The organism is Agromyces capsici, assembly GCF_058349965.1.
In genome coordinates this window covers 773,123-796,734 of record NZ_JBYRET010000001.1, presented here as the reverse complement: position 1 = coordinate 796,734, position 23,612 = coordinate 773,123, and the positions used below count along the sequence as shown (strand labels likewise).

The window sequence follows — 23,612 nt, the reverse complement described above, 5'->3', positions numbered from 1 at the left end:
CCGACGGAGCGCGCGAGCGGGAGGGTTTTCGGGCGATCGTTCGCTGACGGCTCAGGCCGAGATCCAGATGCCGGAGGCCGCATCGTGGCCGATGGCGCGAGTGCTGCCGTCGACGACGATGGTGACGGATGCCGCGTCCGCGCCATCCGTCACCCGCAGTTCGCTGCCAGGGCCGACGCCGGCCCCGTCGAGTTCGCGGAGCACGGCCGGGTCGCGGTCGCTGATGCGGATGACGCGACCGACGTGCCCGGCGGCCGCTTCGTCGAGCCGCACCGCGGGCTCGCTCACCAGGGTGCCGTCGGCAGCGGGGATGGCGTCGCCGTGCGGATCGCGGACCGGGCGGCCGAGTCGCTCGTCGATGGCCTCGAGCAGGCGGTCGGAGAGCGCGTGCTCGAGCACCTCGGCCTCGTCGTGCACCTGGTCCCACGCGTAGCCCATCTCGCGCACGAGCCAGGTCTCGATGAGGCGGTGCCGTCGCACGACCGCGAGCGCACGGGTGCGGCCGGACTCGGTCAGGCGGATGGCGCCGTACGGCACGTGCTGCACGAGACCCTGTGCGGCCATCTTCTTGACCATCTCGGTGACCGACGACGGGGCGACGCCGAGCGCGGCGGCCAGGCCCGAGGGCGTGATGGGGTCGGGCTGCCACTCGGTGTGGGCGTACACCGTCTTGAGGTAGTCCTCGATCGCGGGGCTCGGGGTCGTCGGCATCGGCCCCAGACTACTCGGGGGTTGACCCGGCCCCCGGACGGGGGTAGCCTCGGCCGGGCACGGAAAGCGCTATCCCGATCAAGCCATCCACGACGGGCCCCTGTCGCCCAGAGAAGGATTCGACGATGAATCTCGGACACCATCCGTTCCGCGCTGCGCTGGCGGTCGCCGCCGCCGGCTGCCTGATCGCCGGGGTCGCGCAGCCCGCGACCGCGGCCCCGCCCGACGCCGGCCCGCCCGCGGGCACGCCCCAGCTCGAGACGCTCGACCGCGGCCTCGTCGCGGTCGCCACCGGCGAGGGCGTCTTCCTCAGCTGGCGCCTGCTCGCCTCGGAGGCGACCGGCGCGACCGACACGGGCCTCGCCGGTCCTGACTTCGCCATCTACCGCGACGGCGAGCGCGTCGCCACCGTGACCGACAGCACGAACTTCGCCGATCCCGACGGCACGGCCGCGGCCGAGTACGCCGTGGCGCCGATCGTCAACGGCGTGGAGCTCGAGGCGAGCGCGGCGACATCCGCGTGGCAGCAGGGCTACTACGACCTACCGTTGCAGAAGCCCGCCGACGGCGTGACGCCGCCCGGCGTGATCTGGGGCGAGGCGGGCGAGCCGTACACGTACTCCGCGAACGACGCGTCGGTCGGTGACGTCGACGGCGACGGCGACTACGAGTTCGTGGTCAAGTGGGACCCGTCCAACTCGAAGGACGTCTCGCAGGTCGGCTATACCGGCCCGGTCTACCTCGACACCTACGAGCTCGACGGAACCCTGCTGAACCGCATCGACCTCGGCGTGAACATCCGGGCGGGCGCGCACTACACGCAGTTCCTCGTGTACGACTTCGACGGCGACGGCCGCTCGGAGACCATGCTGAAGACCGCGCCGGGCACGAAGTCGATCACGTACGCCGCCGACGGCACGGTCGCCGGCGAGCGTCACGTGACGATGCCCGAGGCGGATGTCGCGGCCGGCTACTCGCACGACGACGACTACCGCATGAGCGCAGCCGACTACGAAGCGCACCTCGTGGAGATGTTCCAGGGCTGGACCGAGCATCCCGAGGTGGTCGCGGGGAACTGGCCCGCGACGCTCGAGGAGGCCTTCGGCATGCCCGTGAGCCACGAGTACCCGCTCTCGAAGCAGAGCGCGGAGGAGCTCGTCGGCCACTTCATCGACGTCTACGCGCCCTCGCGCAGCACCCGCAACGTGCTGCGGAACTTCGAGGGCTTCATCGTCGACGGGCCGGAGTACCTGACCGTCTTCGACAGCGCGACGGGCGAGGAGCTGCAGACGATCCCGTATGCGCCCGGCCGCGACGACGACGGACTGCTGTGGGGCGACTACGCCATGGCGCGCATCGAGCCGGGCAACCGCGTCGACCGGTTCCTCTCGGGCGTCGGCTACTTCGACGGCGAGCACCCGTCGGCGCTGTTCGCCCGCGGCTACTACACGCGCACGACCATGGTCGCGTACGACTGGGACGGCGAGGCGCTCACCGAGCGCTGGTCGGTCGACAGCGGACACGTGCCCATGTCGAACCCGTTCAACGACTCGCCCCACGGGCGTGACGGCACCGACCCCGAGTTCGCGACGATCACCACGCAGGGCGACCACTCGCTGAGCGCGGCCGACGTCGACGGCGACGGGAAGCACGAGGTGGTGTACGGCTCAGCCACGATCGACGACGACGGCAGCCTGCTCTACAGCTCGTTCGACGTGCTGCCCGCCGGCAGCGCCGCGCCGGGCGAGAACGTGCGCCTCGGCCACGGCGACGCGATGCACGTCACCGACATCGACCCCGCGCGCGAGGGCATCGAGGTGTGGACCGCGCACGAGGGCGGCACGTTCGCGCCGTACGGGTCGGTCATGCGCGATGCCGCGACCGGCGAGTCGCTCTTCGGCGCATACTCGGGCCGCGACACGGGCCGCGCGATGATCGGCGACGTCCGCAGCGACGTCCCCGGCATCGAGGTCTGGGCGAGCATGCCCGGCGGCACCGAGGCGAGCGGCCTGCTGAGCGCGACCGGCGACATCATGTCGTCGTCGATCCCCGGCACCAACATGTCGATCCGCTGGTCGCCGGACCTCACGACGCAGATCGTCAACGGCAGCGGCAACGCGACCCCGACGATCGACGATTGGGAGCGCGGCCGCGTGCTCACGGCCGAGGGCACCCGCACCAACAACGGCACGAAGGGCAACCCGTCGCTCGTCGCCGACGTGTTCGGCGACTGGCGCGAGGAGCTCCTGGTGCGGACCGCGGACTCGACCGCGCTGCGCATCTACACGCCCACCGAGGTCACGACGCACAAGCTGACGACGCTCATGCACGACGTGCAGTACCGCGCCGAGACGGCCCGCCAGCAGACGACGTACAACCAGCCGGCGTACACGTCGTTCTACCTCGCGAGCGACATGGACTTCGCCGACGTGCCGGTGCTGACCGCGCCCGCGACCCCCGTCGGCCCGACGTTCAAGGACCGTCCGGGCACCGACCACGACGAGGTGCAGATCCCGCACGACCCGGCGTTCGCGTACGCCGTGGACGGCGAGCTCGTCGAGAAGGGCAAGTTCGACGCCGACGGCGAGGTCACCGTGGTGGCCGTGCCGAAGGCCTGGGTGTCGATCGCCGAGGGCGCCGACACCGAGTGGACGGTCGCGTTCGACGACTGATGACCGAGCAGCGGTGACGGATGCCGCGTGCCGCGCGCCGCGGCATCCGTCACCGCCCCACGACCCCGCCCCGGGTGCCGATCCGTGCCGTGCACCCGGGGCGGACCCCTGTCAGACCGGCTGCTCCTCCCGCACCGGCGCGACGGATCGCCGGCGGCGGGCCGCGGCCGTGCGCCGGCCGATCACACCGTGGCTCGGAGCGAACAGGTACGCGAGCGCGAAGGCGACGCCCATGGTGAGCACGACCATGCCGCCCGAAGCCGCGTCGAGGTAGTAGCTCGCGTAGATGCCGACGACGGCGCTCACCGCGGCGATGGACGGGGCGATCACGAGCATGCGGGCGAAGCGGTCGGTGAGCAGGTACGCGGTCGCGCCGGGGATGATCACCATCGCGACGACGAGCACGACGCCCACGGCCTGCAGCGCGACGACGACCGTGAGGGCGAGCAGGCCGAGCAGGAGCGCGCCGAGCGCCTTCGGGTTGAGCCCGATCGCATGCGCGTGCGTGGGGTCGAACGCGTAGAGCGTGAGGTCGCGGCGCTTGAGCACGAGGATCGCGAGCGTGACCGCGCCGAGCACGAGCACCTGCACGAGGTCGGCGACGCTGACGCCGAGCAGGTTGCCGAACAGGATGTGGCCGAGGTCGGTCTGACTGGGCACCACCGAGATGAGCACGAGGCCGAGCGCGAACAGGGTCGTGAAGACCACGCCGATCGCGGCGTCCTCCTTCACCCGGCTCGTCGAGCGGACGAGGAAGATCAGGGCGACGGCCCCGAGGCCGAAGATCAGCGCTCCCAGGGCGAACGGCGTGCCGAGCAGGTACGCGAGCACCACGCCGGGGAGCACCGCGTGCGAGACCGCGTCGCCCATGAGCGACCAGCCGATGAGCACCAGCCAGCAGCTGAGCACCCCGCACACGATCGCCGCCGTGATCGTGACGAGGAACGCGCGCTGCATGAAGTCGTAGCCCAGCGGTTCGAGCAGGAAGTCGAGCACCGGCATGTCAGTCGCCTCCGTCGTCGCTCGTGCGCCCGGTGAGATCGAGCCCGAAGGCGCGCGCGAGCTGCTCGGGCTGCAGCGCCACGTCGGGGTCGCCGTGGTACAGCACGCGCCGCAGCAGCAGGATCGCCTCGTCGGCCAGTCGCGGCAGGGCCTCGAGGTCGTGCGAGGAGACGAGCACGGTGGCGCCGCCGGCGGCGAGGTCGCGCAGCAGCTCGGTGATGGTCGCCTCGCTGCGGCGGTCGACGCCCGCGAACGGCTCGTCGAGCAGCAGCACGTCGGCGCCCTGGGCGAGCCCGCGGGCGACGAACGCGCGCTTGCGCTGCCCGCCCGAAAGCGCGCCGATCCGGCGGTCGGCGAGGCCTGTGAGCTCGACCCGGTCGAGCGCCTCGGCGACGGCGGCGCGGTCGGCGGGCCGCGGCCGGCGCGTGAAGCCCTGGAACCCGTACCGGCCCATCATGACGACGTCGTGCACGCTGAGCGGGAAGGACCAGTCCACGTCCTCGCTCTGGGGCACGTAGCCGACGATCCCGGCACGGCGTGCCTGCTTCGGCGACAGCCCGGCGATCGCGACGGAGCCGCGGTCGGGCTTCACCGTGCCCATGATCGACTTGAACAGGGTCGACTTGCCCGAGCCGTTCATGCCGATGAGGCCGCACACCGTGCCCCGGCGCAGGGTGAGGCTGACGTCGTCGAGGGCGAGCACGTCGCCGTAGTGCACGGTGAGCGCGTGCACGTCGAGTGCAGGCGCGTCGGCCGGGTCGCCGGCGGCGCGCGCGGATGCCGCGGGGCCGCTCATCGCGCGCCCCCGGTCAGCGCCTCGGTGATGACGTCGACGTCGTGGCGGAGCAGGTCGAGGTAGGTGGGAACCGGGCCGTCGGCCTCGGAGAGGGAGTCGACGTAGAGGGTGCCCCCGAACGCGGCATCCGTCGCCTCGACCACCTGCTGCATGGCGTCGTCGGAGACGGTCGACTCGCAGAACACCGCCGGGACGCGCTGCTCGTCGACGAACTCGATCGTGCGCGCGATCGACTGCGGGGTGGCCTGCTGCTCGGCATTGACGGCCCAGAGGTACTGCTCGGTGAGCCCCGCGTCGCGCGCGAGGTACGAGAAGGCGCCCTCGCACGTGACGAGCGCGCGTTCGTTCTCGGGCAGCGCCGAGAGTGCGGCGACGAGTTCGTCGTGCACGGCCTGGAGCTCGGCGCGGTACGCCTCGCCGTTCGCGGCGAACTCGTCGGCGTGCTCGGGGTCGAGCTCGGCGAACGCGGCGACCATGTTGTCGACGTAGACCTGCGTGTTGAGCGCCGACATCCACGCGTGCGGATTGGGCAGCCCCTCGGCCGCTCCGTCGGCGATCGACATGACCTCCACGCCCTCGCTCACGACGACGTGCGGTACGTCGAGCCCCTCGACGAACTGCGCGAACCACGCCTCGAGGTTCAGCCCGTTGTCGAGGATCAGGTCGGCGCCCGCGGCTCGGCGCAGGTCGCCGGGCGTGGGCTCGTAGCCGTGGATCTCGGCGCCGACCTTGGTGATCGACTCGACCCTGAGGTGGTCGCCGGCCACGTGCTCGGCGATGTCGGCGAGCACGGTGAAGGTGGTGAGCACCACGGGGCGTTCGTCGGTGCCGCCGTTGGCGGGCGCGCCGCTGCAGCCGCTCAAGGCGAGGGCGGCTGCGGTGAGGAGCGTGACGACGGCGGCACGTTTCGGCATACCGAAATCGTAGCGGGTTTTCGGTAAGCCGAAAGCGTCGTGCCGGCGCGAGGTGCGGCTAGCGTTGCCTCGTGGTCGATGAGCGAGCGGATGGCGCGGGCGCGCCCGGATCCGGCGACGACGCCCCGCACGACGAGCCGCAGCTTCCCCAGCACGGTGTGGGCCCGTGGCCCGGCGGTCGCGACGCATGGCCCGACGACGCCCGCTACGACCCCGAGCTGCTCGAGCACGGCGACCGCCGCAACGTCGTCGACCGGTACCGGTTCTGGCGGCTCGAGGCGATCGTCGCCGACCTCGACGAACGGCGACATCCGTTCCACGTCGCGATTGAGAACTGGCAGCACGACCTCAACATCGGCTCGATCGTGCGCACCGCGAACGCGTTCGCGGCCGCGACGGTGCACATCATCGGGCGGCGGCGCTGGAACCGGCGTGGGGCGATGGTCACCGACCGCTACCAGCACCTGATGCACCATCCGGATGTCGCCGACTTCGTCGCCTGGGCCCGCACCGAGGACCTTCCGATCGTCGCGGTCGACAACGTCGAGGGCTCGCGCCCGGTCGACCTCGTCGAGCTCCCGGAGCGCTGCGTGCTGCTGTTCGGGCAGGAGGGGCCCGGCCTCAGTGAGGAGGCGCTCGCCGCGGCCGACTCGGTGGTCGAGATCACGCAGTACGGATCGACCAGGTCGATCAACGCGAGCGCGGCCGCGGCCATCGTGATGCACGAGTGGGCGCGCCGTCACGCACGGCCCTGAGCCGGTTGGCCACGCGGCCAAGAGCGTACGATGAGCGGATGGCGACCCGACTCGATCCCGCGCAGCGGCGCGAGCAGATCATCGCGGCGACCCTGCGGCTCGTCGCGCGCGACGGCTTCGCGGGCGTGACCCTGCGCGACGTCGCCGCCGAGGTCGGCGTCGTCCACGGCCTCATCCGCCACTACTTCGCGACCCGCGAGCAGCTCGTCGCCGCGGCCTTCGACGCGGCGGTGCAGGCCGAGTCCGTCGAGGACGAGGCGCTCGCCGAAGGACTCGAGCCCGTCGCCGCGCTCGCCGACTGGCTCAGCACGACGCCCCGCGAGCACTACCTGGTCTGGATCGACGCCTGGAGCGAGGCGCCGCGCAACCCCGAGCTGCACGCCGCACTGACCCGGCACCACCGCGACTCCGACCGCCGGTTCGCGCGCATCATCGAGCGCAACGTCGCCGCCGGGCTCGCCGCGAGCGCCGACGCCGAGGCCGACGCGCGGATGCTCACCGCCCTCGTCGACGGCGTCGCCGTGCAGCACCACGCGATCGGGCTCATCGACGAGAACGAGGCCGATCGCATCGTCTTCGCCGCCGCGGAGGCCCGACTCGGCATGCGGCCCGGCGCGCTCGCGCGCACGCGCCCGACGCCGACGCGCGGCCGATGGGCGGCCACGCACTGACGTTCGAGAGGACACTGGTCTGATGCCGGTCATCGACAACGCCGTCTACCGGGACGGTCGCCGCGTCGCGAGTCCCGCGACCCTCGAGGAGTCGTTCGAGGAGCACCAGCGGCACGGTGGCTTCTCCTGGATCGGGCTGTACCGGCCGACCGACGAGGAGCTCGCGGCGGTCGCCGCCGAGTTCTCGCTGCACCACCTCGCCGTCGAGGACGCCCGCAAGGGCCACCAGCGCGCGAAGCTCGAGCGCTACGGCGACACCCTCTTCGTGGTGCTGCGCCCCGCCCGCTACCTCGACGAGACCGAGGAGGTCGAGTTCGGCGAGGTGCACCTGTTCGTCGGACGCGACTTCGCGATCACGATCCGCCGCGCCGAGTCGCCGAACCTCGCGCGGGTGCGACGCCGGCTGGAGGGCAGCCCGGAACTGCTCGCACGGGGCCCCGAGGCGGTGCTCTACGCGGTGCTCGACGAGGTCGTCGACGAGTACGCACCCGTGCTCGCCGGACTCGAGAACGACATCGACGAGATCGAGGAGGAGCTCTTCGACGGCGACCCGCAGGTGACCCGCCGCATCTACGACCTCGCGGCCGAGGTCATGGAGTTCCAGCGCGCGACCCGGCCGCTCGTCGACATGGTGCAGTCGATCGAGCGCGGATTCGAGAAGTACCAGGTCGACATCGAGCTGCAGCGATACCTGCGCGACGTGCTCGACCACGTCATCCGGGTCGTGGAGCGCGGCGAGTCGTTCCGCCAGCTCCTCCAGAACGCACTCGCCGTTCACTCGACGCTCGTGACGCAGCGCCAGAACGACGAGATGCAGCGGCTGACCGAGACGAGCCTCCGGCAGAGCGAGGAGGTGAAGAAGATCTCGAGCTGGGCGGCGATCATCTTTGCCCCGACCCTCATCGGCACCATCTACGGCATGAACTTCAGCAACATGCCCGAGCTGGACCATCCGCTCGGCTATCCGGCCGCCCTCATCGCGATGGTCGGCTTCGGCGTCGCGCTCTACCTGATCTTCAAGCGGCGCAACTGGCTCTGACCGCCTGCGGGTCGAGGAGCGGCGCAGCCGCGTCTCGAGACCCGCGCGTTGGGGGTAGCGTTGCCGCATGACCGAGATCACCGACGATCTGCCCGCCCGACTGCTGCACGAGGAGCACGCCGGATGGCGCGCCATCCTGGCCGGCCGCGGGGGGCCGCACTACGCGCGCGCGATGACCCGCGATGGGCTCATGATCGTCGAGGGGGCCGCGTTCGGCCGCGACGAGGTCATGGGCGCGTTCGCGAGCGCCCCCGCGTGGGACTCCTACGAGATCCACGAGCCCGCGATCGTGCGCCTCGGCGACCACGCCGGCATCCTCGCCTACCGCGCCGTCGCGCGCCGCGGCGACGAGGTCGCGAACCTCCGGATGTCGACGACCTACCTCTACGACGACGGCGCGTGGCACGTCGCCGCGCACCAGCAGACGCCCGCGTAGCGACCCCTGCGGGTCGAGGAGGGCGCAGCCCGTCTCGAGACCCTCACTGCAGCGCCGAGGTCAGGCGGGCGATCCCGTCGAGGAAGGTCGCCGACGCCGGCTCCCGCTCCCACTCCTCGAGCGTGAGCTCGCGGCCGAGCTCGCGGTACTTCGCCTCCACCTCGCGCATGTCGGCCACGAACGACGCCCCGCGCACGAGCAACGTCACCTCGAAGTTCAGGGCGAACGAGCGGATGTCCATGTTGCTCGACCCGATGACCGCGACGTCGTCGTCGATCGAGAGGTGCTTCGCGTGCAGGATGTACGGGCCCGGGTACAGCCAGATCCGCACGCCGGCCGTGAGCAGCGCACGGTAGTACGAGCGCTGGGCGTGCCAGACGCCGCCCTGGTCGCCGATCTCCGACACGAACAGCTGCACGTCGAGCCCGCGCAGCTTGGCCGAGGTGATCGCGTACATCATCGCCTCGTCGGGCACGAAGTACGGGCTCGTGATGATCACCCGCTCCTGCGCCGAGTTCACGAGCGTGAGGAACTGCCTGAGGTTGTTCTCGATCTCGAACGCCGGACCGCTCGGAACCACCTGGCAGTCGAGCGCCCCGGGCCCGGTGTCGACCGGGATCTCGGTCGCGGGCGTGTTCCACTCCTCGCCGAGCACCTCGCCCGTCTCGGCGTACCAGTCCGAGCGGAACACGGCGTTCAGCTCGGCGACCGCGGGGCCGGTGACGCGGGCGACGAGCTCTTGCCACATCAACCCGCGCTTGAGGTTCTTCGGCGAGTCGTAGTCGCGGGCGATGAGGTTCTGCGATCCCATGTGGCCGATCACGCCGTCGACCACCACGATCTTGCGATGGTTGCGCAGGTCGGGCCGCTGCCACTCGCCCTTCAACGGGCGCACGGGCAGCAGGTAGTGCCACTCCACCCCGATCCGGTCGAGCTCGGCGACCGTGGCCTTGTGCAGTGGGACCTTCCCTGACGCGATGTGGTCCATGAGGAGCCGCACCCGCACCCCGCGCTGCACGGCGGCCTCCATCGCAGCGAAGAAGCCGCGCGTCGTGTCGTCGAACGCGACGATGAAGAACTCGACGTGGACGAAGCGCGTCGCCGCCGCGACATCCGCCGCCATCGCATCGATCGAGCCCTGGTAGTCGTCGATCAGGGTCGCGCGGTTGCCGGACGTGGCGGGCAAGCCCGTGAGACGGGTGTTCTGCGCGACGGCCGAGGCGAACCAGGCCGGCCAGGCGTCGTGGTCGGCGACCAGGTCGAGGCCGTCGGCGCGCTCGGCGATCATTCGGTCGGCCTCCTCCTGGCGTGCCGTCCGCTTCTTCGGCAGCCGGATGTTGCCGATGAGCAGGTAGAGCACGATCCCGACGAACGGGATGAGGAAGATGGCCAGCAGCCACGCCATCGCCGCCGTGGGCTTGCGTTCGCGCGGGATGATCACCAGCGCGACGATGCGGATGATCCAGTCGGCGAGGATCGCGATGCCGCCGATGACCGCGGTCCACTCGCCGCCGCTCACGCGCGGGCTCCCGCCGGCGCCGAAAGGTCCACGGTCATCGCGCCCTCCCCGAAGGTCTGCGTTCCGCAGCCCGGGGTCGGTGCGTGCGGCCGATGCCCGAGTATGGCACCGGCCGTACCGCCCTGTCAGGACCTTCGGCTCAGATCGCGCTGCTAGTCGGTGCCGAGGTCGAACGCGGCCGCCTCGTTCGCGGCATCGGTCGCGGCGTCGAGGTCGGTCTCGGTCTCGCCCGCGGCGATCTGCGAGGCCTGCCCCGAGGCGATCTCGCCGACGAGCTGCGCGGTCGCGCCGCCGACGATGCCGAGCTCGGCGTACTGCTCGAGTCGCGCGCGCGAGTCGGCGATGTCGAGGTTGCGCATGGTGAGCTGGCCGATCCGGTCCTCGGGGCCGAACGCCTGGTCGCCGACGCGCTCCATCGAGAGCTTGTCGGGGTGGTAGCTGAGCGCCGGACCGGTCGTGTTCAGAATCGTGTAGTCGTCGCCGCGGCGCAGGCGCAGCGTGACCTCGCCGGTCACCGCCGAGCCCACCCAGCGCTGGATCGACTCGCGGAGCATGAGCGACTGCGGGTCGAGCCAGCGGCCCTCGTACATGAGGCGCCCGAGGCGACGGCCCTCCTGGTGGTAGTTCGCGATGGTGTCCTCGTTGTGGATCGCGTTGAGGAGTCGCTCGTACGTGACGTGCAGCAGCGCCATGCCCGGCGCCTCGTAGATGCCGCGCGACTTCGCCTCGATGATGCGGTTCTCGATCTGGTCGCTCATGCCGAGGCCGTGGCGACCGCCGATGCGGTTCGCCTCGAGCACGAGCTCGACCGGGTCATCGAACTCGACGCCGTTGAGCGCGACCGGGCGGCCCTGCTCGTAGCGGACCGAGACGTCCTCGGCCTCGACCGCGACCGACTCGTCCCAGAAGCGCACTCCCATGATGGGTTCGACGGTCGTGATGCCGGCGTCGAGGTCCTCGAGCTTCTTCGCCTCGTGCGTGGCGCCCCAGATGTTCGCGTCGGTCGAGTAGGCCTTCTCGACGGAGGCGCGGTAGGGCAGGTCACGGGCCTGCATCCACTCGCTCATCTCCGTGCGCCCACCGAGCTCGGTGACGAAGGCGCTGTCGAGCCAGGGCTTGTAGATGCGCAGGCGCGGGTTGGCGAGGAGCCCGTAGCGGTAGAACCGCTCGATGTCGTTGCCCTTGTAGGTCGAGCCGTCGCCCCAGATGTCGACGCCGTCCTCCATCATCGCGCGCACGAGCAGCGTGCCGGTGACCGCGCGACCGAGCGGGGTCGTGTTGAAGTAGGCCTTGCCGCCCGAGCGGATGTGGAACGCGCCGCACTGCAGGGCGACCAGGCCCTCCTCGACGAGCGCGGTCTTCACGTCGACCAGCCGGCTCAGCTCGGCGCCGTATTCGAGGGCGCGGCCGGGCACGGCCTCGACGTCGGGCTCGTCGGGCTGGCCGAGATCGGCGGTGTAGGTGCAGGGGATGGCACCCTTCTCGCGCATCCACGCGACGGCCACGGAGGTGTCGAGACCTCCCGAGAATGCGATGCCGACGCGTTCGCCGGCGGGCAGGGAGGTGAGGACCTTCGACATGGCCTCCAGCCTACGGGAGCCGCGGAATGCTCGCGTTCTCGTGACCGTCGCCCTCGGGCACCCACTCGAGCAGGTCCCCGGGCTGGCAGCCGAGCACGCGGCACATCGCGTCGAGCGTGCTGAAGCGCACCGCCTTCGCGCGGCCGTTCTTCAGCACGGCCACGTTGGCCGGCGTGAGGCCGACCCGTTCGGCGAACTCGCCGACGCTCATCTTGCGCCTGGCGAGCTCGACGTCGATGCGCACGACGATCGGCATCAGATCACCTCTTCGAGGTCGGTGCGCATCACGGCCGCCTGGCGTAGCAGCGCGCGCAGCACCACGATGACCAGCACGACCACCCCGCCGATGAGCACCATGCCGGCGAGCACGACGCCGTTGCCGGGGTCACGGAGCGCGGGCGTGGTGAGGAACACCGTCATGAGGAAGGCCGAGACCGCGAACAGCATGAGCCATGCCGCCGCGATCGCCCAGACCATGACGTCGACCCAGACGAAGGCCTTCTCGCTGAAGATGCGGTCGGCACGGATGAGGGTGAGCAGGCGCCAGATGCAGACGAGCACGACCTGCACGCACACGACCTCGAGGATGGCGAACACGAGGAGGATCCACGGCACCGGGCCGAGCTCGGGCGCCTCGCGGGCCTGCTGCATGAACTCGCCCGGCAGGCTCATGACCTGCGCGACGACGAGGCCCGCGAACACGAGCACGATGAGGACCCGAAGCGGCACGATCACGCGATTGAGTGAGGTCATATCTCGAATATCGCGCAGTACCTATCGATTGTCAATCGTCACTGCACGCCATTCGTTGGCTCTGGCTGCGCCGGATGGCGCGGCGTAGGGTCGGAGCGTGAGCGCCGACGCACGACGACCCACCTCCCCGTCGCCCCGCGAGGGCTACACGGCCGAGCAGGTGCGCGCCGCCGAGGGGCCGCTGCTCGCCGCGGGGGAGCCGCTCATGCAGCGCGCAGCGCTCGCGCTCGCCGACGAGATCCCGCGGCTGCTGACGGATGGCGCGCCACGCCCGCTCGTCGTCGTGCTTGCCGGGTCGGGCGACAACGGGGGCGACGCGCTGTTCGCCGGCGCGCACCTCGCCGAGCGTGGCGCCGACGTGCGGATCGTCGCCGTCGGGACGCGGATGCACGAGGAGGGGGCGGCGGCCGCGCATCGCGCGGGCGCGACCGACCTCGACCCCGACGCCGACCCTGCAGGGTTCGATGCCGCGATCGTCCGCGCCGACGTCCTCGTCGACGGGATCCTCGGCATCGGCGCCGCGGCGAGCCCCGGCCTGCGGGGTCGCGCGCGCGAGGTCGTGGGGCGCGTCCGCGCGGTGCTCGGAGCCGAGTGGGTCGCGCGTGCGGGGCGCGCGGCGCGCCATCCGCTGGTCGTCGCGGTCGACCTGCCGAGCGGCATCTCACCCGACGACGGGAGCGTGCCGGACCCCACGGTGCTGCCCGCCGACGTGACCGTGACGATGGGCGCCGTGAAGGCCGGTCTGCTGATGCCGCCGGCGGTCGAGCTCGTCGGGCGCGTGGTGCTCGTCGACCTCGGGCTCGGGCCGGCGCTCGCCGGGGTGCAACCCGCCGTCACCATCTGAGCCGCGCCCGGCCCGCGGATACCCCATGCGATACCGTTGAGTGTGACTCAGGACCAGACGCCGCAGGGCGACGAGGCGGTGCTCGCCGACGAACCCGAGGTCCGGCAGGCGCTGACCGACGCCGACCGGGGTCACGTCGCCGGAGTGGTCGTCGAGCATCCGTCGTCGCCGCTCGCGTGGGCCGAGCTGGCCGACCTCGCCGATTCCGAGGGTCGCGCGCTCGACGCGTTCGCCTACGCGGTCGTCGCCGTCGACCTCGCGCGCGAGCAGCTCGCGGCATCCGGGTGGACGGCCGGTGCTCCGGTGCCCTGGTCGGAGGAGCCCAACCGCGCCTACCTGCGCGCGCTCGACGCCGAGCGTCGCGCCGCCGGCCGGCTCGGACTGGGCGATCGCGCCGAGCGCGCCGCCGCCGATCTCGCGGCGGCCGACCCCGAGGCGCCCGCGCGCATCGCGTCGGAGTTCACGCCCACCCAGCTCATCCCCGTCATCACGGTCCCCCTGCCGTCGGCCGAGTCGCCCGGGGCGACCGCCGACGACCCGTCCGACCAATCCGCCGCGCCGGGTGCGGCACGAGAGGACTGACATGCCCGCGGTCGTGCTGATCGGAGCACAGTGGGGCGATGAGGGCAAGGGCAAGGCGACCGACCTGCTCTCCTCGCGCCTCGACTACGTCGTCAAGTTCAACGGCGGCAACAACGCCGGGCACACCGTCGTCGTCGGCGAGGAGAAGTACGCCCTCCACCTGCTGCCCTCGGGCATCCTCACGCCGGGCGTCACGCCGGTCATCGCGAACGGCGTCGTGGTCGACATCGAGGTGCTCTTCGAGGAGATCGAGGGCCTCGAGGCACGCGGCGTCGACACGTCGAAGCTGCGCATCTCGGCGAACGCGCATGTCATCACCCAGTACCACCGCACGCTCGACAAGGTCACCGAGCGCTTCCTCGGCAAGCGGCAGATCGGCACGACCGGTCGCGGCATCGGCCCGACGTACGCCGACAAGATCAACCGCGTCGGCATCCGCATGCAGGACCTCTTCGACGAGAACATCCTGCGCCAGAAGGTCGAGGGCGCCCTCGACCAGAAGAACCACCTGCTCGTCAAGGTCTACAACCGTCGCGCGATCGGCGTCGACGAGGTCGTCGACGAACTGCTCGCGTACACCGACCGGCTGCGCCCGATGGTGACCGACACGTCCCTGCTCCTGCACCGCGCGCTCGAGGCCGGCGAGATCGTGCTCTTCGAGGGCGGCCAGGCCACCATGCTCGACGTCGACCACGGCACGTACCCGTTCGTCACGTCGTCGAACGCGACGAGCGGCGGCGCCGTGACGGGCTCGGGCATCGCGCCGAACCGCATCGACCGCGTCATCGGCATCGTGAAGGCCTACACGACCCGCGTCGGCTCCGGGCCGTTCCCGACCGAGCTCTTCGACCAGTGGGGCGAGTTCCTCGCCGAGCAGGGCCACGAGTACGGCACGACCACGGGCCGCCGCCGCCGCACCGGATGGTACGACGCGCCCATCGCGCGCTACACCGCGCGCATCAACGGCGTGACCGACTTCGTGCTCACCAAGCTCGACGTGCTCACGGGCATCGACCGCATCCCCGTCGCGGTCGCGTACGACGTCGACGGCGTCATCATGGAGGAGGTCCCGGTCTCGCAGTCCGACTTCCACCACGCCAAGCCCGTCTACGAGGAGTTCCCCGGCTGGACCGAGGACATCTCGGGGGCGCGCGAGTTCTCCGACCTGCCGGCGAACGCGCAGAGCTACGTGCGCGAGCTCGAGGCGATGTCGGGCGCCCGCTTCTCGGCGATCGGCGTCGGCCCGGGCCGCGACGAGATCGTGCAGCTGCACGACCTGCTCGACTGACCCGCTCCACGCGAGTCCCGGGTTCCTGCGAGTGCACCCGCACGAATCCGGGAACGGGCCCGGGGTGGATCGCCGTGCGCGGCGGACTGCTCCGCGTCCGCGCTCAGGCCGGTGACCGGAGCACCCGATAGCGCAGGTGGAGCACCCGATCTCCCTGGATCACCACGTCGGGATCCTCCAACAGGTGCTGCGCGCGGACCGGCCCGAAGTATCGCCTGCCGGACCCGAACACGACGGGCGCGACATCCATGCGCACCTCGTCGACGAGGCCGGCGGCAAGCACCTGGCCGCCGACGTCGCCCGCGGCGACCTCGATGTCGCGATCGCCCGCGAGCTGCTGCGCCGTGGCCATGGCTGCCTCGACGCCGTCGACGAAGTGGAAGGGGGACTCGGGGTCCCAGCCGTCGGGCTGCGGCCGGTGCGTCACGACGACCACATGGTCGACCCCGCTCGGAGGCGTCCCGTCCCAGCCGTCGGTCAGGTCGAACACGTGGCGGCCGACGATCGTCACCCCGATCCGGTCCCAGTACGGCCGGACGTAGTCGTAGGACGCCTGCGACACCTTCAACACGCCGCTCTCGTCCAACGGGACGTCGCCGCTGGTCAACCAGTCGAACAGCGGTCCGGGCTGGTCGTCCTCGTCGGCGATGTAGCCGTCCACCGATACCGACGCATACAGGATCACCTTGCCCACGGCGCACTCCTCTGCTTGAGGCTGTCTTCACGCTAGCGCGTCGTGAGCGCTCGTGTCGGCTGGAGATCCGCGACGACCGAGGGGTGGATGCCCCACGGCATCCACCCCTCACTTCGTGATCGTCGCGGCCGGGCCTACGGCTCGGTGCCGATCGACTGGTCGAGGTGCGCGCGGACGTCGTCGACCTTCGCGTCGTGCTCGTCGGGCGTGACCTTCTTCGCGGCGTCGGACACCGCGTCGAGGACCTTGTCGCTGATGTCCTCGGCCTGCTCGCTGTTGAGCGCCTCGTTGATCTTGTCCTTGTTCTGCTCGACGAAGTCCTGCGCGTTCTTCGCCAGGTCGTCCAGTGCTCCCATACCCCCGGATCCCTTCTCTGCGACGGGTGTCGATCCGGGCTCATCGTACGGCGGGCGGATGGCGCGCGGCACGAATCCACAGGTGACGCTCGGGTGCCGCTCGCGTGCGAGACTCGGGCACATGCCTGCACGCCGTCCCGCGCCCGCGACCCTCGTCGGTCGATTCGTCACGCTCGCGCCGATGAGCGTGGCCGACGTGCCGGCGCTCGAGCGTGCCATCCGTCGCACCGAGGTGTTCGCGGGCGGGTTCGGGGGCGGACCGTCGGGCCTGCCGGGTGACGCCGCGGCGTTCGCCGCGTTCGCCGCCGCCTCGTACACGCCCGCCGAGGACGCGCTGCCCTTCGCGGTGCGCCTTCGTGGCGGACCCGACGACGGCACGGTCGTCGGAGCGACCAAGCTCGGCGACCTCGACCTCTCGAACGAGTCCGCGCACCTCGGCTGGACCGCATACCACTCGCTCGTGTGGGGCACCGCGGTGAACCCCGAGACGAAGCTGCTGGTGCTCGGGCTCGCGTTCGACCACGGCTTCGGCCGCGTCAAGCTCCAGGCCGACGCGGTCAACGCGCGCTCGCGCGCCGCGATCGAGCGGCTCGGCGCGCGCTTCGAGGGCGTGCTCCGCAGGGCGCAGCGACGGCCCGACGGCTCGTGGCGCGACACCGCGGTGTACTCGATCCTCGCCGACGAGTGGCCGGGCGTGCGGGTCGGCCTCGAGCGGCGGCTGGCGGCTCGGGGCGACCGCCCGGTGCGACTCGCGGATCGCACGCCCGTCGAGTAGCGCCACCCGCCCGTCGCTCAGGCCCCGTCGCGCTCGGGCAGGTGCAGGCGCGCGAGGAACGCGTCGGTGCCGCGCGGCACGCGGCGCCGGTCGGCGCGCGACGCGAGCACGGTCACGAGCACCGCGATCGGCACCGTCCACGCGGCGGGCTGCTCGATGAGGGGCCGGATGGCGGGCGCCGACGCCGCGACGAGCGCCCCGCCGAGGATCGCCGCCCCCGAGAGCGACGCGCCCGTCGCCATGCCGGCGATCGCGCCGCGCGCAGTGAGGCCGCGCCACCAGATGCCGAGGATGAGCACCGGGCACAGCGTCGACGCCGTGAAGGCGAACACCAGGCCGACGCTGCCCGCGAGCCCCGCCGGCTCGGTCGCGAGCGCGACCACGAGCGGCACGGCCGTCGACGCGAACGCCGCGATACGGAAACCGCGCACGCTGCCGCCGAGGAGGTCCTGCGAGATGACGCCCGCGACCGAGACCACGAGGCCCGACGACGTCGAGAGGAACGCCGCGAACGCGCCGCCGATCACGAGCGCCGTGAGCAGGTCGCCCGCCACACCGGGCACCAGCCGGTCGGGCAGCACGAGCACGAGCGCGTCGGCGTCGCCGGCGGTCGCGAGGTCGGGCGCGAACGAACGGCCGAGCAGGCCGAACACCGTGGGGAAGAGGTAGAACGCCGAGAGCAGCACGAGCACGATGAGGGTCGTGCGGCGCGCGGCCGGGCCATCCGGGTTCGTGTAGAACCGCACGAGCACGTGGGGGAGTCCGAGCGTGCCGAGCAGCAGCGCGATCATGAGCGAGACGGTCCGGTAGACCTCGAGCGAGCCCGGGCCGGCCTCTGCGGGGAACGCCGCGCTCGGCGCGAGTTCGGGCTCGATCGCGCCGGTCACGAGGAGCAGCGCCACGACCGGGATCGCGAGCGCCACGAGCTTCAGCCAGAACTGGAACGCCTGCACGAACGTGATCGAGCGCATGCCGCCGGCCGCGACCACGACGGCGACGAGCAGCGCGACCGCGACCGAACCCGCCCAGCTCGGCAGGCCCGTCGTGATGCGCACCGTGAGTGCGGCGCCCTGCAGCTGCGGCACGATGTAGAGCCATCCGATCACCACGACGAGCACGCTCGTGACGCGGCGCACGGCGGGCGACTCGAGCCGCGCCTCGGTGAAGTCGGGGATCGTGTACGCGCCCGAGCGCCGCAGCGGCGCGGCGACGAACAGCAGCAGCATGAGGTAGCCCGCCGTGTAGCCGATCGGGAACCACAGCGCCGACGCGCCCGTCAGCAGGATCAGCCCGGCGATGCCGAGGAACGACGCCGCCGAGAGGTACTCGCCGCCGATCGCCGACGCGTTCCACCACGGCCGCACCGTGCGGCTCGCGACGTAGAAGTCGCTCGTCGTGCGCGAGATCCGCAGGCCGTAGACCCCGATGAGCACGGATGCCACGGCGACCGTCGCGATCGCGGCGTACCCGATCGCGGGGTTCACGGCTCCTCCGCGAGCGAGCGGTAGCGCGCCTCGTTGCGCGTCGCGGTGCGCACGTAGAGCGCGGCGACCGTGATCGCGAGCGGGTACACGCCCAGGCCGAGCAGCAGCCACGACACCGGCACGCCCGCCACGAACGTCTCGTCGAGCGCGGGCAGCAGCGCGACGGCGATCGCGTAGACGGCGGTCGCGACGACGAACGCGACCGCGCACACGATCGCGAGTCGCAGCTGCGAGCGGATCAGCGAGCGCACGTACACCGCCTCGACGTCGGTCGTGGGCCCGGGGCCGCCGGTGCCGGCCCGCCCGCGGGCCGTCGAGCGACGAGCGGATGCCGCGACCGCGCCGGTGCGCGGTGCGGTGACGCGCACGCGCTGCGGTGCCTCTGCGGGTCGAGGAGCCGGCGAAGCCGGCGTCTCGAGACCCGGCGCGGCGTCAGGGGGTCTCGAGACGGGCGCTTCGCGCCCTCCTCGACCGGCACTCGCCTCGCTCACGGACGTGCCCGCGGGGTCGCGGCCTCGAGCCGCTCGCGGAGGCCGGGCAGGAGCCGCCGACTGACGGGCAGCTCGGCCTGGCCGACGACGACGGTCGGCCGCTCGCCGCCGAGCCGGACGCGTGTGACGTGGGGGAGCGCGACGAGGTACGAGCGGTGCACGCGGACGAAGCCGGCGTCGGCCCACTGCCGTTCGAGGTCGGACATGGGCACGCGCACGAGATAACTCGCCTCGTCGGTGTGCAGCCGTGCGTAGTCGCCTTGGGCCTGCACGTAGCGCACATCGTCGCGCCGGATCATGCGGGTCGTGCCGCCGAGGGTCACGGCGATCATCTCGGGGCGTGCGGATGCGGCATCCATCGCCCCCGGCTGGGCCTGCCGCATCGCCTCGACGATGCGCGTGATCGACCGCTGCAGCCGCTCGGTGCGCACCGGCTTCAGGAGGTAGTCGACGGCGGCGAGGTCGAACGCCTCGAGCGCGCCCTCCTCATCGGCCGTCACGAACACGAAGGCCGGCCGGTGCTCGAAGCGCTGCAGCGCGCGGGCGAGGTCGAAGCCCGACAGGCCCGGCATGTGGATGTCGAGGAACGCCGCGTCGACGGGTTCGCGCGTGAGGATGCGGATCGCCTCGGACCCGGAGGTCGCGCGGTGGATGGTGCCGATCCGCGGGTCCTGGCCGAGCAGGAATGCCAGCTCGTCCACGGCGGGCTGCTCGTCGTCGGCGATGAGGACCGAGATCACGGCACCAGTCTCCCATCGGCGTCGTCGACGGATGCCACGGAGCGGCCGGGTTGCGACTTCGGCACGCGCATCCGCACGAGCGTGCCCGCGCCCACGTTCGTCTCGACGACGAGTCCGTGCTCGTCGCCGTACACCTGGCGCAGTCGCGCGTCGACGTTGCGGAGGCCGACGTGCTCGCCCGGGCGACCGCCGGCGAGCACGTCGGCGAGCCGCTCGGGGTCGATGCCGACGCCGTCGTCCTCGACGGTGATCTCGGCGAACGCGCCGCGGTCCTCGGCGGTGATCGTGATGCGACCGCCGCCCTCCTTCGCCTCGAGGCCGTGCCGGACCGCGTTCTCGACGAGCGGCTGCATCGACAGGAACGGGATCACCGTCGAGAGCACCTCGGGCGCGACCTGCAGCGTGACCGTCAGCCGATCGCCGAACCGGGCGCGCTCGAGCTTCAGGTACGAGTCGATCGAGCGCAACTCCTCGGCGACGGTCGTGAAGTCGCCGTGGCGGCGGAAGGAGTACCGCGTGAAGTCGGCGAACTCGAGCACCAGCTCGCGCGCCTTCGCCGGGTCGGTGTTGATGAACGACGCGATCGCATTGAGCGAGTTGTAGATGAAGTGCGGGCTGATCTGCGCCCGCAGCGCGCGCACCTCGAGCTCGGCCAGTGCCGCCCGCGAGGCGTCGAGCTCGCCGAGCTCGACCTGCGCGGCGACCCACTCGGCGACCTCGCCCGTGGCGCGCACGAGGCCCGCTCGGACGCGCGGCGAGAACGCCACGACCGCCCCGACGACCTCGTCGCCCGCGCGGATCGGCGCGGCTGCGGCGTCCGTCTCGCCCGAGGGCGCCGGCACCCGGCGCTCGACCTGCGGCCGGCCGGATGCGACGGCCTCGTCGGCGAGCCGTTCGGCCGCCGCGGTGAGGGTCTCGTCGCCGTCGACGGCGACCGGTCCGCCCGCGATCACGAGCGCGAGGGTGTCGGCGCCGAGTAACGCCCGGAGCTGCTTCGCGGCGCGCGCGGCATCGGTGCCCGTCATGTCGCCGCGCAGGTGCTTCGCCGCCCGCGAGGCGAGATGCAGGGTCTGATAGGTCGCCTGCTCGGCGTCGGTGCCGAGCTCGCGGGACTGCACCACGAGCCGCCGCAGCAGCACCACGACCCCGACCGCCAGCGCGCCCGCGACGACGCCGGCAGCGGCGGCGAGCAGCATCGACTCGGGCATGCACGTCACTCTAGAGGCCGCGCGGGCAGGCGGCGCCGTCGTTCGTCGTCGCGCTCCGCCGTTCGGCGCACCGCTCGCGCCGTTCGGCGACGACGAACGGTCGGGGCCCCCGGCGCGACATCCGACTCGCCAGCATTGACGAATCGCGACCGCAGCGACGCGGGCCCAGGCCCCGCCGCATTCCCTCGAAGGAGAGACGCCATGGGCAACGAGGCCCTGAGCGCGGACGTCGACCTGAGCCACGTCGACTATCCCGCAGTGCAGCAATCGCAAGAATTCCAAGAGCTCCGCCGGACGCACCGGAGCTTCGTCTTCCCCGTGCTGGGCGTGTGCCTGGCGTGGTACCTGGCCTACGTGCTGCTGGCGGTCTACGCGGTCGACTTCATGTCGACGCGCGTGTTCGGCAGCATCAACGTGGCCATGCTCCTCGGCCTCGCGCAGGTCGTCACGACCTTCGCCGTGACCATGTGGTACGTCCACTTCGCCAACAAGAACCTCGACCCGAAGGCCGAGCGCATCCGCGACGAGATCGAGACGGGCGTCTTCCTCGGCGAGGCCGACGAGGAGGTGGCGCGCTGATGTTCCACTTCGAAGCGGCATCCACCTCGCCCGGCGAGCCCTGGCTCAACATCGCGATCTTCGGCGCGTTCGTCGCCGTCACGATGGTGATCGTGTTCCGCGCCAGCCGGAACAACAAGACCGCGGCCGACTACTACGCGGCCGGGCGCTCGTTCACCGGCGGCCAGAACGGCTCGGCCATCGCGGGCGACTACCTGTCGGCGGCCTCGTTCCTCGGCATCGTCGGCGCGATCGCGATGACCGGCTACGACGGGTTCCTCTACTCGATCGGCTTCCTGGTCGCGTGGCTCGTGGCGCTGCTGCTCGTCGCCGAGCTGCTGCGCAACACCGGCAAGTTCACGATGGCCGACGTGCTCTCGTTCCGCCTGAAGCAGCGCCCGGTGCGCATCGCAGCGGCGACCACGACGCTCGTCGTCTGCTTCTTCTACCTGCTCGCCCAGATGGCGGGTGCGGGCGGACTCGTGTCGCTGCTGCTCGGCATCGGCGACCAGGTCGGCCAGGCCGTGGTGATCACCGTCGTCGGCGGGCTCATGATCCTCTACGTGCTCGTCGGCGGCATGAAGGGCACCACCTGGGTGCAGATCATCAAGGCGGTCCTGCTCATCGCGGGCGCCGGCATCATGACCGTCTGGGTCCTCGCGATGTACGGATTCGACTTCTCGGCGCTGCTCGACCGCGCCGTGGAGGTCACCTCGAACCCGGCGATCCTCGACCCCGGCCTGAAGTACGGCGTCTCCGAGATCACGAAGATCGACTTCGTCTCGCTCGGCCTCGCACTCGTGCTCGGCACCGCGGCGCTGCCGCACGTGCTCATGCGCTTCTACACCGTGCCCACAGCCAAGGAGGCCCGCAAGTCGGTCGTCTGGGCGATCTGGCTGATCGGCATCTTCTACGTGTTCACGCTCGTGCTCGGCTACGGCGCGGCGGCCCTCGTCGGCCCCGAGGTCATCGCCGCGGCGCCCGGCGGGCCGAACTCGGCGGCCCCGCTGCTCGCGTTCGCGCTCGGCGGCCCGCTCCTGCTCGGCGTCATCTCGGCGGTCGCGTTCGCGACGATCCTCGCGGTCGTCGCCGGCCTCACGATCACCGCGGCGGCCTCCTTCGCACACGACATCTACGCGTCGGTCGTGAAGAAGGGCAAGCCCGAGCCGGGCGCAGAGGTCAAGGTCGCCCGTCGCACGGTGGTCATCATCGGCATCGTCGCGATCATCGGCGGCATCGGCGCCAACGGCCAGAACATCGCGTTCCTCGTGGCGCTGGCGTTCGCGGTCGCGGCCTCGGCGAACCTGCCGACGATCGTGTACTCGCTCTTCTGGAAGGGCTTCACGACGCGTGGCGCCCTGTGGAGCATGTACGGCGGCCTGATCTCGGCGATCGTGCTCATCGCGTTCTCGCCGGTCGTGTCGGGGTCCGAGACGTCGATGCTGAAGACGGAGGCGATCGACTTCGCGATCTTCCCGCTGTCGAACCCGGGCATCGTCTCGATCCCGCTGGCGTTCCTCCTCGGCTGGATCGTGAGCGTGCTCGACAAGCGCCGCGAGGACCCGCTGAAGCAGTCCGAGATGGAGGTGCGCTCGCTCACGGGCCTCGGCGCGGAGAAGGCGGTGCACCACTAGGGGCTCCGGCGGCCGCCCTCAGGGGGAGCGGGGCGGCCGCCGGAAACGACTGCGACGGGGTGGGAACGCCTGCCCTGGCCTCGTCGCCGGCACGACGGGGGCGGATGCCT

At 71.6% G+C, this 23,612-nt stretch carries 25 protein-coding genes; 11 read left to right on the top strand and 14 right to left on the bottom strand.

From position 1 onward, the window contains the following. Nucleotides 1–51 precede the first annotated feature (51 nt). Nucleotides 52–711, bottom strand: a complete 660-nt coding sequence (locus tag AC3RKB_RS03945; RefSeq protein ID WP_491434673.1) for a metal-dependent transcriptional regulator — start codon at nucleotides 709–711, stop codon at nucleotides 52–54. 125 nt (nucleotides 712–836) lie between these two features. On the opposite strand from AC3RKB_RS03945, the gene AC3RKB_RS03940 reads away from it, so the two are divergent. Further along, the gene (locus AC3RKB_RS03940; protein WP_491434672.1) at nucleotides 837–3,383 is read left to right on the top strand and encodes a rhamnogalacturonan lyase; all 2,547 of its coding nucleotides are present in this window, start codon (nucleotides 837–839) and stop codon (nucleotides 3,381–3,383) included. Nucleotides 3,384–3,494: 111 nt separating this feature from the next. Here the strand turns inward: AC3RKB_RS03940 and AC3RKB_RS03935 are convergent, their stop codons facing one another. Genes AC3RKB_RS03935 through AC3RKB_RS03925 form a run of 3 tightly spaced genes read right to left on the bottom strand, consistent with a single transcriptional unit; the run spans nucleotide 3,495 to nucleotide 6,095 of the window. Next, nucleotides 3,495–4,385, bottom strand: a complete 891-nt coding sequence (locus AC3RKB_RS03935) for a metal ABC transporter permease (protein WP_491434671.1) — start codon at nucleotides 4,383–4,385, stop codon at nucleotides 3,495–3,497. Nucleotide 4,386: 1 nt separating this feature from the next. Then, a complete protein-coding gene (locus AC3RKB_RS03930; protein WP_491434670.1) occupies nucleotides 4,387–5,181 on the bottom strand; it encodes a metal ABC transporter ATP-binding protein in 795 nt (264 codons plus the stop codon). Continuing rightward, nucleotides 5,178–6,095 carry a metal ABC transporter substrate-binding protein gene (locus AC3RKB_RS03925; protein ID WP_491434669.1) on the bottom strand — a complete coding sequence of 306 codons (918 nt, stop codon included), beginning with the start codon at nucleotides 6,093–6,095 and terminating at the stop codon, nucleotides 5,178–5,180. The genes AC3RKB_RS03930 and AC3RKB_RS03925 overlap by 4 nt, the downstream gene beginning before the upstream one ends. 158 nt (nucleotides 6,096–6,253) lie before the next feature. On the opposite strand from AC3RKB_RS03925, the gene AC3RKB_RS03920 reads away from it, so the two are divergent. The 4 genes from AC3RKB_RS03920 (at nucleotide 6,254) to AC3RKB_RS03905 (ending at nucleotide 8,996) form a co-directional block, all read left to right on the top strand. Next, nucleotides 6,254–6,850 carry a TrmH family RNA methyltransferase gene (locus AC3RKB_RS03920; protein WP_491436747.1) on the top strand — a complete coding sequence of 199 codons (597 nt, stop codon included), beginning with the start codon at nucleotides 6,254–6,256 and terminating at the stop codon, nucleotides 6,848–6,850. Nucleotides 6,851–6,888: 38 nt separating this feature from the next. Next, a complete protein-coding gene (locus tag AC3RKB_RS03915) occupies nucleotides 6,889–7,521 on the top strand; it encodes a TetR/AcrR family transcriptional regulator (RefSeq protein ID WP_491434668.1) in 633 nt (210 codons plus the stop codon). 22 nt (nucleotides 7,522–7,543) lie between these two features. Next, on the top strand, nucleotides 7,544–8,560 hold the full coding sequence (locus tag AC3RKB_RS03910) for a magnesium and cobalt transport protein CorA (protein WP_491434667.1): 1,017 nt from the start codon (nucleotides 7,544–7,546) through the stop codon (nucleotides 8,558–8,560). A 67-nt stretch (nucleotides 8,561–8,627) separates the two neighbouring features. Then, the gene (locus tag AC3RKB_RS03905) at nucleotides 8,628–8,996 is read left to right on the top strand and encodes a DUF4440 domain-containing protein (RefSeq protein WP_491434666.1); all 369 of its coding nucleotides are present in this window, start codon (nucleotides 8,628–8,630) and stop codon (nucleotides 8,994–8,996) included. 43 nt (nucleotides 8,997–9,039) lie between these two features. Here AC3RKB_RS03905 and cls read toward each other — a convergent pair whose 3' ends face one another. From cls to AC3RKB_RS03885, 4 genes are all read right to left on the bottom strand, one after another. Next, nucleotides 9,040–10,515, bottom strand: a complete 1,476-nt coding sequence (gene cls, locus AC3RKB_RS03900) for a cardiolipin synthase (protein ID WP_491434665.1) — start codon at nucleotides 10,513–10,515, stop codon at nucleotides 9,040–9,042. A 152-nt stretch (nucleotides 10,516–10,667) separates the two neighbouring features. Beyond that, entirely contained in the window at nucleotides 10,668–12,095 is a 1,428-nt protein-coding gene (gene argG, locus AC3RKB_RS03895) for an argininosuccinate synthase (protein ID WP_491434664.1), read from the bottom strand. A gap of 10 nt (nucleotides 12,096–12,105) precedes the next feature. Beyond that, the gene (locus AC3RKB_RS03890) at nucleotides 12,106–12,351 is read right to left on the bottom strand and encodes a helix-turn-helix domain-containing protein (protein WP_491434663.1); all 246 of its coding nucleotides are present in this window, start codon (nucleotides 12,349–12,351) and stop codon (nucleotides 12,106–12,108) included. Continuing rightward, nucleotides 12,351–12,848 (bottom strand): DUF2975 domain-containing protein, encoded by a 498-nt coding sequence (locus AC3RKB_RS03885; protein ID WP_491434662.1) that lies wholly within the window; start codon nucleotides 12,846–12,848, stop codon nucleotides 12,351–12,353. The genes AC3RKB_RS03890 and AC3RKB_RS03885 overlap by 1 nt, the downstream gene beginning before the upstream one ends. Before the next feature lie 97 nt (nucleotides 12,849–12,945). Here AC3RKB_RS03885 and AC3RKB_RS03880 point away from each other — a divergent pair, with 97 nt between their 5' ends. From AC3RKB_RS03880 to AC3RKB_RS03870, 3 genes are read left to right on the top strand one after another with little or no spacing between them, the layout of a single operon-like run. After that, entirely contained in the window at nucleotides 12,946–13,692 is a 747-nt protein-coding gene (locus AC3RKB_RS03880; RefSeq protein ID WP_491434661.1) for an NAD(P)H-hydrate epimerase, read from the top strand. Between the two features lie 42 nt (nucleotides 13,693–13,734). Next, entirely contained in the window at nucleotides 13,735–14,274 is a 540-nt protein-coding gene (locus AC3RKB_RS03875) for a DUF3151 family protein (protein ID WP_491434660.1), read from the top strand. Nucleotide 14,275: 1 nt separating this feature from the next. Then, complete coding sequence (locus tag AC3RKB_RS03870) at nucleotides 14,276–15,562, top strand: adenylosuccinate synthase (protein WP_491434659.1); 1,287 nt, start codon at nucleotides 14,276–14,278, stop codon at nucleotides 15,560–15,562. A 103-nt stretch (nucleotides 15,563–15,665) separates the two neighbouring features. Here AC3RKB_RS03870 and AC3RKB_RS03865 read toward each other — a convergent pair whose 3' ends face one another. Together AC3RKB_RS03865 and AC3RKB_RS03860 are read right to left on the bottom strand one after the other, a co-directional pair. After that, nucleotides 15,666–16,256, bottom strand: coding sequence for a dihydrofolate reductase family protein (locus AC3RKB_RS03865; RefSeq protein WP_491434658.1), 591 nt, complete (start codon nucleotides 16,254–16,256; stop codon nucleotides 15,666–15,668). Between the two features lie 134 nt (nucleotides 16,257–16,390). Beyond that, nucleotides 16,391–16,612, bottom strand: coding sequence for a hypothetical protein (locus AC3RKB_RS03860; RefSeq protein ID WP_491434657.1), 222 nt, complete (start codon nucleotides 16,610–16,612; stop codon nucleotides 16,391–16,393). 121 nt (nucleotides 16,613–16,733) lie between these two features. On the opposite strand from AC3RKB_RS03860, the gene AC3RKB_RS03855 reads away from it, so the two are divergent. Next, nucleotides 16,734–17,387 (top strand): GNAT family N-acetyltransferase, encoded by a 654-nt coding sequence (locus AC3RKB_RS03855; protein ID WP_491434656.1) that lies wholly within the window; start codon nucleotides 16,734–16,736, stop codon nucleotides 17,385–17,387. Between the two features lie 17 nt (nucleotides 17,388–17,404). Here the strand turns inward: AC3RKB_RS03855 and AC3RKB_RS03850 are convergent, their stop codons facing one another. The 4 genes from AC3RKB_RS03850 to AC3RKB_RS03835 form a co-directional block, all read right to left on the bottom strand. After that, nucleotides 17,405–18,871: a sodium/solute symporter gene (locus AC3RKB_RS03850; RefSeq protein ID WP_491434655.1), complete on the bottom strand. Its 1,467-nt coding sequence runs from the start codon at nucleotides 18,869–18,871 to the stop codon at nucleotides 17,405–17,407. Next, the gene (locus AC3RKB_RS03845; protein WP_491434654.1) at nucleotides 18,868–19,239 is read right to left on the bottom strand and encodes a hypothetical protein; all 372 of its coding nucleotides are present in this window, start codon (nucleotides 19,237–19,239) and stop codon (nucleotides 18,868–18,870) included. The genes AC3RKB_RS03850 and AC3RKB_RS03845 overlap by 4 nt, the downstream gene beginning before the upstream one ends. 119 nt (nucleotides 19,240–19,358) lie before the next feature. Then, nucleotides 19,359–20,102, bottom strand: a complete 744-nt coding sequence (locus AC3RKB_RS03840; protein ID WP_491434653.1) for a LytR/AlgR family response regulator transcription factor — start codon at nucleotides 20,100–20,102, stop codon at nucleotides 19,359–19,361. Continuing rightward, entirely contained in the window at nucleotides 20,099–21,310 is a 1,212-nt protein-coding gene (locus AC3RKB_RS03835; RefSeq protein WP_491434652.1) for a sensor histidine kinase, read from the bottom strand. Before AC3RKB_RS03835 ends, AC3RKB_RS03840 begins: the two co-directional genes overlap by 4 nt. A gap of 201 nt (nucleotides 21,311–21,511) precedes the next feature. Between AC3RKB_RS03835 and AC3RKB_RS03830 the strand changes: the two genes are divergently transcribed. Both AC3RKB_RS03830 and AC3RKB_RS03825 read left to right on the top strand, forming a co-directional pair. After that, nucleotides 21,512–21,889 carry a DUF485 domain-containing protein gene (locus AC3RKB_RS03830; protein WP_491434651.1) on the top strand — a complete coding sequence of 126 codons (378 nt, stop codon included), beginning with the start codon at nucleotides 21,512–21,514 and terminating at the stop codon, nucleotides 21,887–21,889. Further along, complete coding sequence (locus tag AC3RKB_RS03825; RefSeq protein ID WP_491434650.1) at nucleotides 21,889–23,502, top strand: monocarboxylic acid transporter; 1,614 nt, start codon at nucleotides 21,889–21,891, stop codon at nucleotides 23,500–23,502. Before AC3RKB_RS03830 ends, AC3RKB_RS03825 begins: the two co-directional genes overlap by 1 nt. Nucleotides 23,503–23,612: the final 110 nt, after the last annotated feature.